Origin of the sequence: Pseudacidovorax sp., from assembly GCF_017991995.1 — a bacterium.
Lineage (GTDB): Bacteria > Pseudomonadota > Gammaproteobacteria > Burkholderiales > Burkholderiaceae_C > Xenophilus.
On sequence record NZ_JAGOPN010000004.1, the window covers coordinates 135,683 to 151,559 of the forward strand.

The following is a 15,877-nucleotide window of genomic DNA, read 5'->3' on the forward strand; positions in this document are numbered from 1 at the left end:
GCGCGGCCTTCAGGCCACGGCGGCAGGCTCGGCGGGCTTGCGGTAGTCGTAGTTGCGGTTGAGCCGTTCGAGCAGGTAGTCGCCGTAGCGCACCGGCGGGTGCTGCGGCGGATGGGCCGCATCGGTGCAGGTGGGCAGGCATTCGATGAGCGTGTCCATCGACGGATCGAGGAAGTAGGGCAGCGAGTAGCGGTCGCCGCCCGAGCGGTTGATCACGCGGTGCGGCGTGGAGACCAGGCGGCCGTTGGTCCAGCGCGCCAGCATGTCGCCCACGTTGAGCACATAGGTGTCGGGAATGGGCGGTGCCTCGATCCAGTCGCCGCCGCGTGGGCGCACCTGCAGGCCGCCGGAGTTGTCCTGCGCCAGCAGCGTGATGATTCCGTAGTCGGTGTGCGGGGCGGAGCCGATCTGCTCGTCCTCGGCGGGCGGCTGCGGCGGATAGTGCAGGGCGCGCAGGAAGGTGGTGGGGTGGGCGAAGTGGTGGTCCAGTGCCGTGGCCGGCAGGCCCAGCGCCAGCGCGATCAGGCGCACGATGTGGCGGCCCAGCGCATCCACCTCACGCACGTAGGCCAGCATGGCGGGCTTGAAGCCCGGCAGCCAGTCGGGCCACTGGTTGGGGCCCTGCATGGGCAGGCCCGCGAGCAGGCCGGGGTCGTCGGGCGGCAGCTCGTGCATCAGCATCAGCGACTCGCTCATGTTGGGCCGCGTCACCTTGGCCACGGTGGAGGTGACGATGGTGGAGCTGGCCATGCCCATGTAGCCGCGGTGGAAGGCGTTGATGGCCAGCGACTGCTTTTGCGCCAGCGTGGAGGCATGGAACTCGCGCGACGCGGCGAAGGCGGCCTCGCGCGTGGCCGGTGCCACGTTGTGACCGGCGATGTAGGCGAAGCCGATCCGGCTCAGGGCCTCGAACAGTTCGCGTGCGCTGCGCTGCGCAGCGGGGGTATCGGCGTCGAGGCTGCCCTGCAGGTCGACGATGGGAATGTGCTTCATGACAGGGTCTTGTTCGAAGGGTTGAGGGCGCGCTGACGCCACACGGCCAGCAGCTCGGCCGAATCCATCACCAGCCCCAGGTGCAGCGACACCATGGCCAGGGCGGCCTGCTCCAGCGGTTCGTCGGTGCCGCGCACCAGGTCCTGCAGCACGATCACGCGGTAGTTGCGGTTGTTGGCGTCGAAGGCGGTGTTGAGCACGCAGCAGTCGGTGAAGCCGCCGTCCAGCACCACGGTCTCGATGCGCTGGTTACGCAGCAGGAAGTCCAGGTCGGTGGGATAGAAGGACGACAGGCGGCGCTTGTTCTCCACCTTCAGGTCGCCCGGCTCGACACGCGTGACCCACTCGGTCCAGGGCGAGCCCTCGATGGCATGCGCGTCGGCATTGGGAATGGGACCGACATGCAAGGGAAAGGTGCGCCGCCATGCGGCCGGGATGCCGTCGATGTCGTCGGCACCGCCCTCGCGCAGCACCGACTTGACGTGCACGATGCGCCCGCCCAGCGCGCGCACTTGGTCGTGGAAGGCATCGATGGGGGCCACCACGTCGCGCGCCCGCGGGGCGGGGCAGGGGCAGTCGGGCGAATCGTCCAGGTGGCCGCGGTGCATGTCGATCGAGAGCACGGCGGTGCGGGACAGGTCCAGGTAGTCGGCGAACTGGGCCGGGTCCAGCTCGCGCGGCTGGTTGTAGACATAGGCACGCATCAGCGCCGCTCCTCTCGCAGATAGGGTTGACCGAGGGCGCCGGGCTCGTCGTGCACGGCCTGGCCGCCGCGGCGCGCCAGGGCTACCCACACCATCACGCCCAGCGTGACGACATAGGGCGTCATCAGCACGAAGTACTGCGGCAGCTGCACGCCCGCCGCGGCCAGCTGGGGGATCAGCGCCTCGATGCATCCGAAGAGCAGCGCGCCCGCCAGCGCCCGCCAGGGCGACCAGCGCGCGAAGATCACCAGCGCCACCGCGATCCAGCCGCGCCCGCCCGTCATGCCCGCGATCCACAGCTTGGTGCCCACCACCGAGATGTAGGCCCCCGCCAGCCCCACCAGCGCCGAGCCCGCCACCACCGCGCCGAAGCGCCACAGCGGCACCGAGATGCCGGCCGCATCGGCGGCCTGCGGGTTCTCGCCCACCGCGCGCAGCCGCAGGCCGGGCGTGCTGCGATTGAGCCAGTGCACCGCGGCCCAGAACAGCAGCGGCACCAGGTACACGATCAGGTTCTGGTTGAAGAGGCGGCCCACCAGCGGCAGCTCGGACAGCAGCGGGATCGGCAGTGCCCCGAAGCTGCTCACCGGCTTGTTGGTCCAGTCGAACACCGTGCCCAGCAGGCTGGTCAGGCCCTGGCAGAAGAAGACCAGCGCCAGCCCGGCAATGACCTGCTGGATGCGCAGCACGATCACCATGAAGGCGAAGAGCAGCGACACGACGGCCGCCGCCAGCATGGCCAGCGGCAGCGCGATGGCCGCGTCGTGAAAGGCCAGCATGGCGCCGATGCCGGCCAGCGCGCCGACCAGCATCAGCCCCTCGGCGCCCAGCGACAGCACGCCCGCGCGCTCGCTCAGGATCAGGCCGAGCGCGGCCAGCGCATAGGGCACGGCGAAGTCGGGCGCATTGCCCAGCCAGTTGGTGGCGATGGCGAGCAGGTCCATGTCAGCTGCCTTTTGCGGATGCGATCCGCCGCAGGCGATGGCGGATGAAGAAGTCCGACGAGGCGACGCAGATGACCAGGATGGCCTGGATCAGCTGCACCATCGCGAAGGGGATCTGGTAGAAGACCTGCAGGTTGCGGCCCGCCACGAAGAGCATGGCGATCAGCACCGCCACCACGCTGGCCGCGAGCGGGTTGTTGCGCGCCAGGAAGGCGATCAGGATGCCCGAGAAACCGTAGCCTACGTAGAAGGCCTGCGTGAGCCGGCCTTCCTGCCCCGTCACCACGACGAAGCCGGCCAGCCCCGCCAGCGCGCCCGACAGCAGTACCGCCGTGAGCACCATGCGCGCCACCGGCACACCCAGGGCCCGCGCCACGCGCGGGTTGGCGTCGACGAAGCGCAGGTACAGGCCCGCGCGGCTCAGGCCCGTGAACCAGGTGGCCAGCAGCGCGGCCAGCACGGCCAGGCCGATGGCCGCGGTGCTGACGTTGCCGAACCATTCGGGCAAGCGCTCGAAGGCGCGGAACTGCGGCGAGTAGGGAAAGGAATCCTTCGGATCCTTCCAGGCGCCGTAGACCAGGTGCAGCAGGAAGTTGCCCGCCACGTAGTTGAGCATCAGCGAGGCGATGATCTCGTTCACGGCCAGCCGCAGCTTGAGCAGCGCCGGCGCCAGCGCCCAGAGCATGCCCATCGCCATGGCCACGGCGCCCATTAGCGGCAGCCGCAGCGCGGCCGGGCCGATGTCGAACATCGACACCGCCGTCGCGCCGATGGCGCCGAAGATCATCTGGCCTTCCAGCCCCAGGTTCCAGAAGCGGGCGCGGAAGGCGATGGCGGCGCCGATGCCCACCAGGACCATGGGCGCGGCCTGGAAGAGCACGGCCAGCAGGCTCTGCCGATCCACCAGCGTCTGCATGATGAACTCGTTGAGCAGCTCGTCGGCCGGCACGCCCGCGGCCACCAGGATCGCGGCCGAGATGGCCAGCCCGACGACCACCGCCAACGCGAGGATCAGCGCCTGCCGGGGCAGGCCCATCTGCTGGCGCAGCTCCAGCGTGTAGCGGCGCGCGAAGAGGGGCACGTGCCGCGCGCGTGCTTCCGGGGCGGCAGCGTCGAGCGCGGCATCAGTCATGGTTCACCATGGCTTGGCCGACCGCCTGGCGGTCGGCGGGTTGATCGAACTCGGCCACGATGCGTCCGCGCGCCATCACGCCCACGCGGTCGGCCAGCGCGAGCACCTCGTCCAGGTCCTCGCTGATGAGCAGCACGGCCGCGCCAGCGTCGCGCGCGGCGCGCAGGCGCGCATGCACCTCGGCACCGGCGCGCACATCCAGGCCGCGGCTGGGGCTGTGGGCCAGCACCAGGCGCGGGGCGCGGCCGAACTCGCGCGCCAGCACCAGCTTCTGCGCATTGCCACCCGACAGCAACGCGGCCTTCTGGTTGAGGTGCCGCACGCCCTGCACGTCGAAGGCCTGCACGGCCTCGCGCGTGTCGGCGGCCATGCGGGCGCGGTCCAGCCGCCAGGCCGGGCCGTAGCGGCCGGCCTGTACCTGGCCGATGCCGAAGTTCTCCACCACCGACAGGCCGCCCGCGAGCGCGAGGCCGTAGCGGTCCGCCGGGATGGCGGCGAAGTGCGGCAGGCGGCCAGTCGCGGCCCCGCCTTCGCCTGCCAGCGCAATCGTGCCTTCCAGCCCCTCGGCCATGCCCATCAGCGCCTCGGCCAGTTCGCCCTGGCCGTTGCCACCGACGCCGGCCAGGCCGTAGATCTGGCCCGCATGCAGCGTCAGGTCCACGCCGTCCAGCGCCTGGCGGCCGTTCGCATGCAGGCGCAGCCCGCGCACGGTCAGCAGCGGTGCGCCGCCCATGGTGGGTTCGGTGGCTGCCTCGCGGGCCGCGACCGACTGGCCCACGGTCAGACGCACCAGCTCTTCGATGGGTGTGGCCTTGGGGTCCACCGTGGCCACCGTACGGCCGCCGCGCATCACCGTCACGCGGTCGGCCCAGGTCTTCACGTCGGCCATCTTGTGCGTCACCAGCGCCACCGCGGCGCCCTGCCGCGACAGCGCATGCACCGTGGCCAGCAGGCGCTCGGCCTCCTGGTCGGTGAGCACGGCCGTGGGCTCGTCCAGGATCAGGATGCGCGCGCCCGCCAGCAGCACCTTGAGGATCTCCACGCGCTGCTGCTCGGCGATGGAAAGGCGCTCCACGCGCGCGCGCGGGTCGATGGCGAAGCCCAGCTCAGCCGCCCGTGCGGCGATCTCTTGCTCCAGCTGCACCATGCGCCGCCGGTGGCTGCCCTCGGCGTGCGCGAGCGGATGCCCCAGCAGGATGTTCTCGGCCACCGTGAACGGCCGCACCAGCTTGAAGTGCTGGTGCACCATGCCGATGTGCAGCGCCGCCGCCGCGCGCGGCCCTGCCAGCCGCACCGGGTTGTCGTCCACCAGCAGCTCGCCCTGCTCGGGCGCATACAGCCCGGCGGCGATGTTCATCAGCGAGGACTTGCCCGCGCCGTTCTCCCCCAGCAGCGCATGCACCTCACCCCAGCGCGCAGCAAATGACGCGTCCGTCAGGGCCTTGAACCCATCGAAGGACTTGTGAATGCCGACAAGGCGCAGAGCGTCAACAGTCATCAGCGTATGAAGAGAAAAGGGACCGCCGGCAGCCGCCGCGGAACTGGCTTTGCCAGGCCGCAGGCGGCGCCCCCGGAAGGGGGTTGGCGGAGCGCGCAGCGCGCAGCCTGGGGGCGATTCATTTCTGCGTGACCACGCCCTTGACGAACCAGTCCATCTTCCAGAGGTCCGCATCCGACAGCACGGCGCCTGCGGCCACGCGCTCCTTGCCGTCGCGGTCCTTCAGCGGGCCGGCGTAGACCTGCTTGCCCTTCAGGATGGCTTCGCGCTCGGCCTGGATGACCTTGACTTTGTCGGCCGGCACCGCCGGGCCGAAGCCGGCGATGTCAGTGCCGCCACCACTCATCGGGATGAAGGCGCCATAGGGTTCGGGCTTCCAGTTGCCCGCGATGATCTTCTTGAGCTCGGGCACCAGAAAGCGGTCCCACACCCACACCGACGAGCACAGCGTGGCCTTGGGCGCGAACTGCCGCAGGTCGCGGTGGTGGCCGGTGCCGTACACGCCGCGCTCCTGCGCGACGATCTGCGGCGTGGGCGAATCGACGTGCTGGCCGATCACGTCGGCGCCCTGGTCGATCAGCGCGGTGGCGGCGGCGCGTTCCTTGACCGGATCGTTCCAGGTGCCGGTGTAGATCACGTTCACCGTGGCGTTGGGGTTCATCTTCTGCGCACCCAGCGCGAAGGCGTTGATGGTCCAGTTCACCACGCCGAAGGGGTTGGCGGCCACGAAGCCCAGCTTGCCCGTCTTGCTGGCCGCGCCGGCGGCCATGCCGCACAGGTACTGGCTCTCGTAGGTGCGGCCATAGAAGGATTCGAGGTTCGGCCCGTTGGTGGTGCCCGAGCCGTTGAGGAAGGCCACCTTGGGGTACTTGGCCGCCAGGTCCTTCATGGCGTCGGACTGGCCGAAGGCGGTGCCGATCACGATGTTGGCGCCGCGCGAGATGAAGCGCTCGGCCGCCGGCTTGATGACCGAGGCGTCCTCGCCCACGTTCTCCACGAACTGGATCTTCTGGCCGAGGGCGGCCTCAATCTTCACGCGCGCCTCGTCGAAGGCCTGCGTCCAGCCGCCGTCGTTCTTGGGGCCGTAGTACAGCATCGCGATGACGGGCTTGCCGCTCAGGCTGAAGCCGGCCTGGGCATAGGCGGTGCCGGCCGACAGCAGCACGGCGGCGCCGGCCAGAGCCACGCTCATGCGGGGAAAGCGCTTGGACAACATGGAGACCTCCAGGAGGAAGGAAGAGGGGAGAGGAAGGAAAGAAGCGGAAAGGTGAAAAAGCACGAACAGTGCCGCCCCGGCATCGGCCGGTCGGGCGGCCGGCGCGTCACATCATGAAGTTGATGCGGAAGACGTTGCCCTCGGGGTCGAGCAGCACCGCCTGGTACCAGTTGTAGTAGGTGACGTAAGGCGGCTTGACGAGCGTGGCGCCGGCCTCCAGCGCGACGGGCACCATGCGGTCCACGTCCTCGCGGCTGTCGACGTCGATGTTGAGCAGGAACTTGACGCCCTTCGTGTCCGAGAACTCGGCCAGATGCAGCAGCTCGTAGGCATCGAGGGCGTTGAAGCCCAGGCTGCTCTTGCCCGTGTCCAGCCCGCGGAAGATGGGCGAGCGGATGGCCTCGATCTCCGGGAAGCCGAACACGCGCTGGTAGAAGCCACTCAGCGCGACCACGTCCTTGGCGAAGACGTTGACGTAAGACAGGTGTGCCATTACTTGGTGCCACCGAAGGTGGTTTGCTTCACGAACTTGGACGTGAGGTGATCGCCGGAGGAAATCGGCGCGTACTTGGCCTTCTCGCCCGGCGCCAGGCAGGTGGGCAGGCACTCGACCATGGCGTCGTAGTTGGGCTGGTGGAAGAACACCAGCGACTGCCGGCGGTTGGTCTGCGCCACCTCGAAGGGCGGGTTGACCACGCGGTGCATGGTGGAGACCCACTGGTCGTTGGTCCACTGCATCATCAGGTCGGCGATGTTGACCACCAGGCCGCCTTCGACCAGCGGCACGTCCACCCACTCGCCCGCCTTGTTCTGCACCTGCAGGCCCTTGTCGTCGGGCAGCACGATGGTCAGGCTGCCGTAGTCGCTGTGCGCGCCGGCGCGCAGCTGGCCGGGCAGCGGCGCCTCGCGCTGGGGCGGGTACGACAGCACGCGGAACATGCTGATGTGCTTGTCGATCTTGTCGTCGAAGTAGGTCTCGGGCAGTTCGAGCGCCAGCGCGAAGATGCGCATGAGCGAGCGCGAGAGATCGCTCATGGCCTCGAAGTACTGCTCGTAGGCTTCGCGGAAGCCGTCGATGGGGGGCCAGCTGTTGGGCTCGAAATGCGGGCCGGCGGCGGGGCCCCGGTGGTAGTCGTCATCGGGCACGTTCGACGGGCCGATGGAGAAGGACTCCTTCAGGTCCCCGGGCGAGGCCTCTTCGAGGCTGTACGACAGGCCTTCTTCGCCCACCGCGCTGTAGCCGCGCACTGCGTCGTCGCGCGGGCGGTCCACCTTGCGCTTTTCCGCCAGCGGCATGTCGAAGAACTGCCGCGAGAGGGCCGAGACGCGGGCGATGAGTGCCGGGTCGATGCCATGGTGCGTGATCACCAGGAAGCCGATGCTGCGGCAGGCCTCGTCCACCTGGCGGGCCAGCGCGGCCTTCTCCGCGGCCGTGCCCGAGAAGTAGGGCGCGAGGTCGATGATGGGAACGGTCATCAGGGTCATGGGGCGTCTCGATGCACGGAAGAGGTACTGCAGAGCCCGTTTGCAACGACCGTGCCAGTTGGACCAAATGGACAAACGCCGGCCGGGCTGCGTACGATGCGCCGTATGCACGCCATTCGGCCGCGCTGCGGTGTCTTGGTGCAGGTCAAGACAAATGAGCGGTGCGCGAAGCCCGTTGCTGGTGCGTGCAGGCTGGTACGCGATTCGCAATGGCCGGTACAGGCGGGCCGTTGCCGACCCCAACGACACACGCCCACAACAATGAAAGGAAAGGGAAGCCCGATGGCCAGACCACCCGCGGCGAAGAAGAAGGCGCCGGCCGAGGTGCGCAAGCGCAAAGCAGAACCCGTGGGCACGAAGGCGGCGCCCGCAGCCGGCAAGCGGGCCGCACGCCGGCCGCGGCAGGCCGAGGACAAGCGCAGCGTGATCCTGTCGGCCGCGCTCGGCCTGTTCTCGCGTTATGGCCTACACGGCACCAGCGTCGACCAGGTGGCCGCACGCGCCGATGTCTCCAAAAGCAACCTGCTCTATTACTTCGCCAACAAGGAAGAGCTGTATGTGAGCGTGCTGCGCGAGCTGCTGCAGGTGTGGCTGGAGCCGCTGCGGGGCTTCAGCGCCGAGCAGGATCCGCGCGAAGCCATTGCCAGCTACATCCGCCGCAAGCTGGTGATCTCGCGCGACCAGCCCGATGCCTCACGTCTGTTCTGCCTGGAGATGATCCAGGGCGCGCCGCTGCTGCACGAAGAACTGGCGCTGGAGCTGCGCACGCTGGTGGAACGCAAGTCCGAAGTGATCGCCGAATGGGTGCGCTCGGGCCGGCTGCGGCCGGTGGCGCCGCATCACCTGATCTTCGGCCTCTGGGCGCTGACGCAGCACTACGCCGACTTCGCCGTGCAGGTGCAGGCCATCGCCGGCCGCACGCTGCAGGACGCGGCCTTCTTCGAGGAGACGGTAGAGAACGTTCAGCGCCTGGTGCTGGATGGAATCAGTGCGCCCCCAGCCGAGGCCATGGCGGCGCCGCTGGCCGCTTGAGGCCGAGTCTGCTCAGTGCGCGGCGGCTTGCGGCAGCAGGTCGTGGTAGCGCCGGTCGAAGTACACCAGGCCATGGGCGGCGTTGCCCAGGCGCACCGCATCCACTTCGCAGAACAGCACGTCATGCGTGCCCACCTCGGTGCGATTGACAACGCGGCACTCGAAGGCGGCTGCCGCTTCGGCCAGCACCGGCACGCCGCTTCGGCTCATCTGCCACTCGGCCGCGGCGAATCGCTCGTCCATGGGCGTCTTGCCACCGAACAGGTTGGACAGCTGCTGCTGACCGGCGCCCAGCACGTTCACACACAGCACGCCGTTGGCCTGGAAGATGGGATACACCGAGGCGCTGCGGTTCAGGCAGACGAGCAGCGTGGGCGGCTCGTCGGTCACGCTGCACACGGCCGAGGCGGTGAAGCCCGCACGCCCCGCGGGACCATCGGTGGTGATGACGTTCACGGCCGCGCCCAGGCGGGCCATGGCGTTGCGGTAGTCGCCGCGTTCGGGTGGCGTGGCGGCCAGGGCCTGCAGGGTCGCGGCAGCGGTGGGAGCGGGGGCGGTGGACATCATCATCGGAAGCCGGAAGAGAAGAAGGGTCAGTGCTGACGCGACAGGAAGCCGAGCAGGGCCGCGTTGAACGCGGCAGGAGCGGTCACGCTGTGCGCATGGCCGCCGTGCGGGCTGTGATCGAGCAGGGCCTGAGGCAGGCCCTCGGCCAGGCGCTGGGACATCGTCCACGGCACCAGCACGTCGTCCTGCGCGCAGGCGACCAGCGCGGGCACGGCGATCTCGGACAGGCGTGCATCCACGTCGAAGGCGCGCAGCGCGCCGATGCGGGCGCGCATGTTGGCCTCGCCGGGGAAGTGTGCGAAGGCATGGTCCACCTCGGCCTGCACGTCGGCCGCGTGGGCCGCAGCCCAGTCGGCGGGGTACAGGAAGATGGGCTGCGCCTCCACATAGGCGCGCGGCCCGCACGCGCCCAGCAGCGCAAGGCGGGCGTCGAAGCAGCGCGCCGAATGCGGGTTGGGCCGCGACCAGGCGTTGATCAGCACCAGGCTGGCCACGCGGGTCGGCGCATCCAGCGCCAGTTGCAGGCCCACCAGGCCGCCCAGGGCATGGCCCACGAGATGGCAGCGTTCGGTGCCGGTGGCGTCCATCACCTCGGCCACGTCGCGGGCCATGTCGGCGATGGCGTAGTCGGCGGGCAGGTCGGCCGGGGTGCGACCGGTGCCGCGCTGGTCGTAGGCCACCACGCGCCAGCCGGCCTCGACCAGCGCCGGGATCTGCGGCTTCCAGAAACCGGCCGAGCCACCCAGGCCCGAGGACAGCAGCACGCTGGGCGCGCCGGGGCGGCCTTCGCCGTGCACCTCGTGGTACAGCGCCATGGCGCGGCTCAGGCCTTCTTGCCGACGTGGGCGATGGAGGCGATCTCCACCAGCGCGTCGGGCTTCACCAGCCCGCACTGAATGCAGTAGCGCGCGGGCTTGGTGCCCGGGAAGTACTCGGCATACACCGCGTTGACCTTGGCATAGTTGGCCCAGTCGGTGACGAAGATCATGTTGAAGGTGACGTCGTCCATCGTGCCGCCAGCGGCCTCGATGACGCCCTTGATGGTCTCCAGCACATGGCGCGTCTGGGCGGTGGCATCGCCGACGTGCACCACGTTGTTGTCCTTGTCGAAGGGCAGGGTGCCCGAGACATAGACGACCCCGTCGGCCAGCGTGCCGGGCACGAAGGGCGCGATGGGGGTGCTGGTACCGGGAGGGATGATGGCTTCCTTGGGCATGAAATGGACTCCAGAGTGGGATGAATGAAGGATCAGGCTGCGGTCGCTTCGGCGGCGGCGGGCGTGGCAGCGGTGGCAGGTGCGAGGGCCTGGCAGAAGGCGTCCACCGTCGACACCCAGCCGAAGAAGGTCTCGACGTTGTAGACCGTGGCCTGCTGGATCGCGGCGCCGCCCAGCTCGTGGGTGGCGTCTTCCAGCATCAGCGAGAAGTACTCCAGGTGGAAGGCGTCGCGCAGCGACGACTCCACGCACACGTTGGTGGCGATGCCGGTGAACACCAGGCTGCGGATGCCGCGGGCGCGCAGGCTGCTGTCCAGCGTGCTGTTGAAGAAGCCGCTGTAGCGCGTCTTCGGAATCACGATGTCGCCGGGCTGCGGCTTCATCGCGTCGATGAGTTCGTAGTCCCAGCCGCCCTTGGCCAGGAAGCGGCCCTGCAGTTCGGGCTTGGCGCGCATGGTCTTGAGCGCGTTGGACTTGTGCCAGTTGGGCGAGCCGGGGCCGCCGGCTTCCACATACTTCGCGTCCCAGCCGTTCTGCAGGAAGACGATGAGCATGCCCGCGGTGCGCGCCGCCTCGATGGCGCGCACGATCCCGGCGATGGTGCCCTGCGCGCCCGAGATGTCGAAGCCGGCCGAGTCCACGTAGCCGCCCAGCGAGGCGTAGGCGTTCTGCATGTCGACCACGATCAGCGCAGTCTGGGTGGGCACGAGGGCCAGGGGCTCGGGGCGCGAAGGAATCACCGTCGGTGCCGGTGCGCCCGGCGCCTGGGGCGGCCCGACCGGCGTGGTCGAGCGCAGGGTGGCATTGGTCTTAGTGCTGCTCATGGTGCCGCCTTCCGTCAAGCCGCCAGGGCCTCGGGCGCGCCCACCTGCGAGGGCACGGGCGTGTCGACGTCCACACGGCTCTTCATCAGCGGCTGGATGCGCTCGCCAAAGTCCTCCACGCCCTGCACGAAGTCGTCGAAGGTCAGCAGCACGCCCTCGGTGCCCGGCACCTCGGCCATCTCGTCGAGCATGCGGGCCACGCTGGCGTAGGAGCCCACCAGCGTGCCCATGTTGATGTTCACTGCCGAGGGCGAGGTGGCATCGGTCATCTGGCGCACGTTGGTGTCGCCGCCCGATTTGGTGTCGGCTGCGCCTTGCTGCGCCATCCAGGCGATGGCGTCGGTGTCGGCGCCGGCCTTGTAGTGCTCCCACTTGGCGAAGGCGGCTTCGTCGGTCTCGGCGGCGATCACCATGATGAGCACGTAGGTGGTCACGTGGCGGCCGGTCTTGGCCGTGGCCTCGATCAGCTTCTGCGCCGCCGGCGCGAAGGCTTTGGGCGTGTTCACGCCCTTGCCGAAGCAGAAGTTGTAGTCGGCGTACTTGGCCGAAAAGGCCATGCCGGCATCGCTCTGGCCGGCGCAGATCACCTTCATGGGCGCCTGCGGCTGCGGGCTCAGGCGGCAGTCGTCCATCTTGAAGTGGGCGCCCTTGAAGTCCGACTGCCCCTTGCCCCACAGGTCGCGCAGCACCTGGATGTATTCGGACAGGTATTCGTAGCGGGTGGCGAAGAACTCGTCGCCGGGCCACATGCCCATCTGCGAGTACTCGGGCCGCTGCCAGCCGGTCACCAGGTTCAGGCCGAAGCGGCCATTGGAGATGCTGTCGATGGTCGAGGCCATGCGTGCCACGATGGCCGGCGGCATCACCAGCGAGGCGGCGGTGGCGAAGAGCTTGATCTTCGTCGTCACGGCCGCCAGGCCCGACATCAGCGTGAAGGACTCCAGGTTGTGGTCCCAGAACTCCGTCTTTCCGCCGAAGCCGCGCAGCTTGATCATGGACAGCGCGAAGTCCAGGCCGTAGTGCTCGGCCTTGAGGGTGATGGTCTTGTTCAGCTCGAAGCTGGGCTTGTACTGCGGCGCGTTCTGCGACAGCAGCCAGCCGTTGTTGCCGATGGGGATGAAGACGCCGACTTTCATGTGCGTGGACTCCAGGATGGGATTGCCGGCGGGTTTGCATGCGCTGTGCCAATGCCGTTTTCCTGTTCCACATCAAGGACTTGATCGAAAAAGGCGGTGCATGTTTTGACCAAATGGTCCAAAACGGTTCGCCGCGCTGGGCGAGTGCGCGGCAAGGTGGTGCGCCGCATGCCGGGCCGTGGTGCGTGCGCAGCGGCAGAATCGCGGCTGCCATGCCCAGCAAAACCCGATACCCCGCCGCCCTGGGCGGCACCGCCGACGACCTGGAGGCCGCCTTCTATGACGCGCTGCAGCGCGGCGACGCCGATGCATTGATGGCCTGCTGGGCGGATGAGGAAGACGTGTTCTGCGTCCACCCCGGCGGGCCGCGCCTGGTGGGCGTGGCCGCCATCCGCAGCGCCTTCGAGCAGATGTTCGCCAACGGCGGTGCCGTGCATGCGCGGCCTTCGCATGTGCGCCGCGTCGAAGCCCTGGGCACCAGCGTGCACAACGTGCTCGAGCGCATCGAGGTGCTCACCGCCGAAGGCCCGCGCCATGCGTTCGTGCTGGCGACCAACGTGTACCTCAAGACCGAGATGGGCTGGCGACTGGTGGCGCACCATGCCAGCCCTGGCACCTCGCGCGAGCCCGACGACGCGGTGGAAGTCCCGGGCCTGCTGCACTGACCCTTCGGATGCAGGCCTTCGTCGCGCCCCGCTGGCTGCCGGGCGGCAATGCGCAGACCATCTGGCCGGCCCTCTTCGGCCGCCGCTACACGGGCGCCGCCCCGGTGTACCGGCGCGAGCGCTGGAACGCGCCGGACGGCGACTTCGTCGATGTGGACTTCCAGGACGCGGCCGATCCGGCCATGGCGCCGCTGCTTGTGCTCTTCCACGGCCTCGAAGGCTCGTCGCGCAGCCACTATGCCGAGGCGCTGGCGGCGGTGGCGCGCGAGCGTGGACTCGGCTTCGCAGTGCCGCATTTCCGCGGCTGCAGCGGCGAGCTCAACCTCGGACCGCGGGCCTACCACTCGGGCGACCATGAAGAGGTGGGCTGGGTGCTGGCGCGTCTGCGCGAACGCAGCCCGGCCGGCGTGCTGGCCGTGGGCGTCTCGTTGGGCGGCAATGCGCTGCTGCGCTGGGCCGAGGAGGCCGGCGACAGCGCGGCGGCCGTGGTGCAGGCCGTGGCCGGCGTGAGCGCGCCGCTGGACCTGGCCGCCGGCGCCGATGCCATCGGACGCGGCTTCAACCGGCTGGTGTACGAGCGCATGTTCCTCTCGACCATGAAGCCCAAGGCGCTGGCCAAGCTGGTGCAGCATCCGGGCCTGTTCGATGCCCACCGACTGCGCGCCGCGCGCCGCCTGCGCGACTTCGACGACCTGTTCACCGCGCCCCTGCACGGCTTCAAGGATGCGGCGGACTACTACGCCCGCGCCGCCGCGGGGCCGCGGCTGGGCGACATCCGCATTCCCGCGCTGGTGCTCAATGCCCGCAACGACCCGTTCGTGCCCGGCGAGAGCCTCCCGGTGCCGGCGCGGGTGAGCAATCCGCGGGTGACCCTCTGGCAGCCGCTCCACGGCGGCCATGTCGGTTTTCCGCAGGGGGGGTGGCCGGGGCATGTGCAGACGATGCCGCAGGCCGTGGTGGACTGGCTGCTGGCGCATCGCTGACCTCTCGCGGGTGCACGAGGCCGGCTCCCGTCGGCTGCCAGTCCGACCTTCAGCCTCGATAGCGCTGTCGGCCTCGGCTCACCCGCGATGGCGGCATGGGCGACACCGCATGGCAACTTCGGCGCGGAGAATGCCGCCATGGATGACATCGTCAAACAGGCACTGGCCAAGTGGCCCAACGTGCCCCACTGCTACGGTTGGCTGGGCCTCGATGCACGCGGCCAGTGGTACATGCGCGATGACCCCACGCAGGCGGCCGGCCCCTTCCCCCAAAGCAAGGGATCGCTGCTGCGGCATGACAAGCTGATCGATTTCATCCAGCGCAACTACGAGCCGGATGCCCAGGGCCAGTGGTTCTTCCAGAACGGGCCGCAGCGGGTGTACGTGGAACTGGAGGCCGTGCCGCTGGTGTGGCGCGTGATGGACGACTTTTCGCTCCAGGCGCACACCGGACTGGCGGGGGAATTGCAGCGCGTGCTGCTGGATGCGGAAGGGCGCCTCTATGTCGCAGCACCGGTCGGCCTGGGCATCGTCCATTCGCAGGACATGGGCCTGGCGGCCGACGCGCTCGAGCAGGGCGTCTGGCCGGCGCCCGAGGAAGTGTCGGCCTCCGAACTGCCGACGCGTTTCGGCTTCGTCCGCAGTCCGGCAGCGGCCCGAAGCAAGGCTTGACGCGCGGCGAGCAGGCGCCGCGAGACGCGCCTTGCGCTAAGCCGAAGCGCGGGCACATCGCCGCTGCTGCAGCGCCACCAACGAAAAAGCCGGCGGATGCCGGCTTTCGAGGAGGCCCGAAGGCCTGGGGGTCTGCGCTCTTTATTGCTTGGCCGGCATCGCGCCCGCTGCCGCAGGGGCTGCGGCCGACGTGGCCGATGCATCGCCCGCCGGCGCAGCGGCGGCCGGCGCAGCAGGCTCCTCGAACTTGGCGCCGCCCGAGTTGGCCATGTAGGCCGCCGCACGGCTGATCTCCACATCGCTGAAGTCGCCGCCACCCTGGGGCGGCATGGCGCCCTTGCCCTTGAGCGCATGCTCGGTCAGCGTGGCCAGGCCCTGGCCGATGCGAGGGGCCCAGGCCGCGGCATCGCCGAAGTGCGGCGCGCCAGGAATGCCGGGGCTGCCGTGGCAGGCGGCGCATTGGGTCTTGAAGACGGTCTCGCCGTTGGCGAGCGGGCGGTTGGCGTCGCGGATCTCGACCATGCCCACTTTGCGGATGCGCTCGGCGACATCGCGGTCGCGGGCGTCCTGGCTGACGCCGTAGAGGTTCATGTTGTCGCCGGTGGCCGCACCGGAGGGCTTGAGCCCGGACACCACGAAGAAGACCAGCCCCGCAATGATGAGGATGGGGGCCACGAAGCCGAAGAGGACCGCGAGCATCAGCTGCTTGGGATTCTTGATCGGGCCCGTATGCGCCTCTTCGGTGGCCGGAGCCGGGTTTTGCGCGCTCTCGCTCATCGCTGTCCTCGGTATCGGGGGCTATTGGAAAAC

At 69.3% G+C, this 15,877-nt stretch carries 18 protein-coding genes; 4 read left to right on the plus strand and 14 right to left on the minus strand.

The genetic code is table 11. The annotated features are described in order from the left end of the window. Positions 1–9 precede the first annotated feature (9 nt). From KBC94_RS07140 to KBC94_RS07175, 8 genes are all read right to left on the minus strand, one after another. Positions 10–993 carry a 2OG-Fe(II) oxygenase family protein gene (locus KBC94_RS07140; RefSeq protein ID WP_294367931.1) on the minus strand — a complete coding sequence of 328 codons (984 nt, stop codon included), beginning with the start codon at positions 991–993 and terminating at the stop codon, positions 10–12. Then, on the minus strand, positions 990–1,697 hold the full coding sequence (locus KBC94_RS07145; protein WP_294367933.1) for an isochorismatase family cysteine hydrolase: 708 nt from the start codon (positions 1,695–1,697) through the stop codon (positions 990–992). The genes KBC94_RS07140 and KBC94_RS07145 overlap by 4 nt, the downstream gene beginning before the upstream one ends. Further along, positions 1,697–2,641, minus strand: a complete 945-nt coding sequence (locus KBC94_RS07150; RefSeq protein ID WP_294367935.1) for an ABC transporter permease — start codon at positions 2,639–2,641, stop codon at positions 1,697–1,699. Before KBC94_RS07150 ends, KBC94_RS07145 begins: the two co-directional genes overlap by 1 nt. A 1-nt stretch (position 2,642) precedes the next feature. After that, positions 2,643–3,773 (minus strand): ABC transporter permease, encoded by a 1,131-nt coding sequence (locus KBC94_RS07155; protein WP_294367938.1) that lies wholly within the window; start codon positions 3,771–3,773, stop codon positions 2,643–2,645. Beyond that, on the minus strand, positions 3,766–5,271 hold the full coding sequence (locus KBC94_RS07160) for an ABC transporter ATP-binding protein (protein ID WP_294367941.1): 1,506 nt from the start codon (positions 5,269–5,271) through the stop codon (positions 3,766–3,768). Before KBC94_RS07160 ends, KBC94_RS07155 begins: the two co-directional genes overlap by 8 nt. Positions 5,272–5,389: 118 nt before the next feature. Further along, the gene (locus KBC94_RS07165) at positions 5,390–6,487 is read right to left on the minus strand and encodes a BMP family ABC transporter substrate-binding protein (protein WP_294367945.1); all 1,098 of its coding nucleotides are present in this window, start codon (positions 6,485–6,487) and stop codon (positions 5,390–5,392) included. 106 nt (positions 6,488–6,593) lie between these two features. Next, the gene (locus KBC94_RS07170) at positions 6,594–6,980 is read right to left on the minus strand and encodes a VOC family protein (RefSeq protein ID WP_137946951.1); all 387 of its coding nucleotides are present in this window, start codon (positions 6,978–6,980) and stop codon (positions 6,594–6,596) included. Then, complete coding sequence (locus KBC94_RS07175) at positions 6,980–7,972, minus strand: 2-oxoglutarate and iron-dependent oxygenase domain-containing protein (protein WP_294367952.1); 993 nt, start codon at positions 7,970–7,972, stop codon at positions 6,980–6,982. Before KBC94_RS07175 ends, KBC94_RS07170 begins: the two co-directional genes overlap by 1 nt. 282 nt (positions 7,973–8,254) lie before the next feature. Between KBC94_RS07175 and rutR the strand changes: the two genes are divergently transcribed. Next, positions 8,255–9,004 (plus strand): HTH-type transcriptional regulator RutR, encoded by a 750-nt coding sequence (gene rutR / locus KBC94_RS07180; protein WP_294367955.1) that lies wholly within the window; start codon positions 8,255–8,257, stop codon positions 9,002–9,004. Between the two features lie 12 nt (positions 9,005–9,016). Here rutR and rutF read toward each other — a convergent pair whose 3' ends face one another. Genes rutF through rutA form a run of 5 tightly spaced genes read right to left on the minus strand, consistent with a single transcriptional unit; the run spans position 9,017 to position 12,747 of the window. Further along, complete coding sequence (gene rutF / locus KBC94_RS07185; protein ID WP_294367958.1) at positions 9,017–9,574, minus strand: NADH-dependent FMN reductase RutF; 558 nt, start codon at positions 9,572–9,574, stop codon at positions 9,017–9,019. A gap of 23 nt (positions 9,575–9,597) precedes the next feature. Continuing rightward, positions 9,598–10,386, minus strand: coding sequence for a pyrimidine utilization protein D (rutD, locus tag KBC94_RS07190; RefSeq protein ID WP_294367961.1), 789 nt, complete (start codon positions 10,384–10,386; stop codon positions 9,598–9,600). An 8-nt stretch (positions 10,387–10,394) separates the two neighbouring features. After that, entirely contained in the window at positions 10,395–10,787 is a 393-nt protein-coding gene (gene rutC, locus KBC94_RS07195) for a pyrimidine utilization protein C (RefSeq protein ID WP_294367964.1), read from the minus strand. Between the two features lie 32 nt (positions 10,788–10,819). Next, positions 10,820–11,611: a pyrimidine utilization protein B gene (gene rutB / locus KBC94_RS07200; RefSeq protein WP_294367969.1), complete on the minus strand. Its 792-nt coding sequence runs from the start codon at positions 11,609–11,611 to the stop codon at positions 10,820–10,822. A 14-nt stretch (positions 11,612–11,625) separates the two neighbouring features. After that, entirely contained in the window at positions 11,626–12,747 is a 1,122-nt protein-coding gene (gene rutA / locus KBC94_RS07205; protein ID WP_294367972.1) for a pyrimidine utilization protein A, read from the minus strand. A gap of 212 nt (positions 12,748–12,959) precedes the next feature. Here rutA and KBC94_RS07210 point away from each other — a divergent pair, with 212 nt between their 5' ends. From KBC94_RS07210 to KBC94_RS07220, 3 genes are all read left to right on the plus strand, one after another. Then, positions 12,960–13,412: a nuclear transport factor 2 family protein gene (locus KBC94_RS07210; RefSeq protein WP_076507440.1), complete on the plus strand. Its 453-nt coding sequence runs from the start codon at positions 12,960–12,962 to the stop codon at positions 13,410–13,412. Positions 13,413–13,420: 8 nt separating this feature from the next. Then, positions 13,421–14,395, plus strand: coding sequence for an alpha/beta fold hydrolase (locus tag KBC94_RS07215; protein WP_294367980.1), 975 nt, complete (start codon positions 13,421–13,423; stop codon positions 14,393–14,395). A gap of 138 nt (positions 14,396–14,533) precedes the next feature. Beyond that, positions 14,534–15,067 carry a DUF2946 family protein gene (locus KBC94_RS07220; RefSeq protein ID WP_294367983.1) on the plus strand — a complete coding sequence of 178 codons (534 nt, stop codon included), beginning with the start codon at positions 14,534–14,536 and terminating at the stop codon, positions 15,065–15,067. A gap of 141 nt (positions 15,068–15,208) precedes the next feature. On the opposite strand, the gene KBC94_RS07225 is transcribed toward KBC94_RS07220, so the two are convergent. Beyond that, positions 15,209–15,844, minus strand: a complete 636-nt coding sequence (locus tag KBC94_RS07225) for a c-type cytochrome (protein WP_294367984.1) — start codon at positions 15,842–15,844, stop codon at positions 15,209–15,211. Between the last annotated feature and the right edge of the window lie 33 nt (positions 15,845–15,877).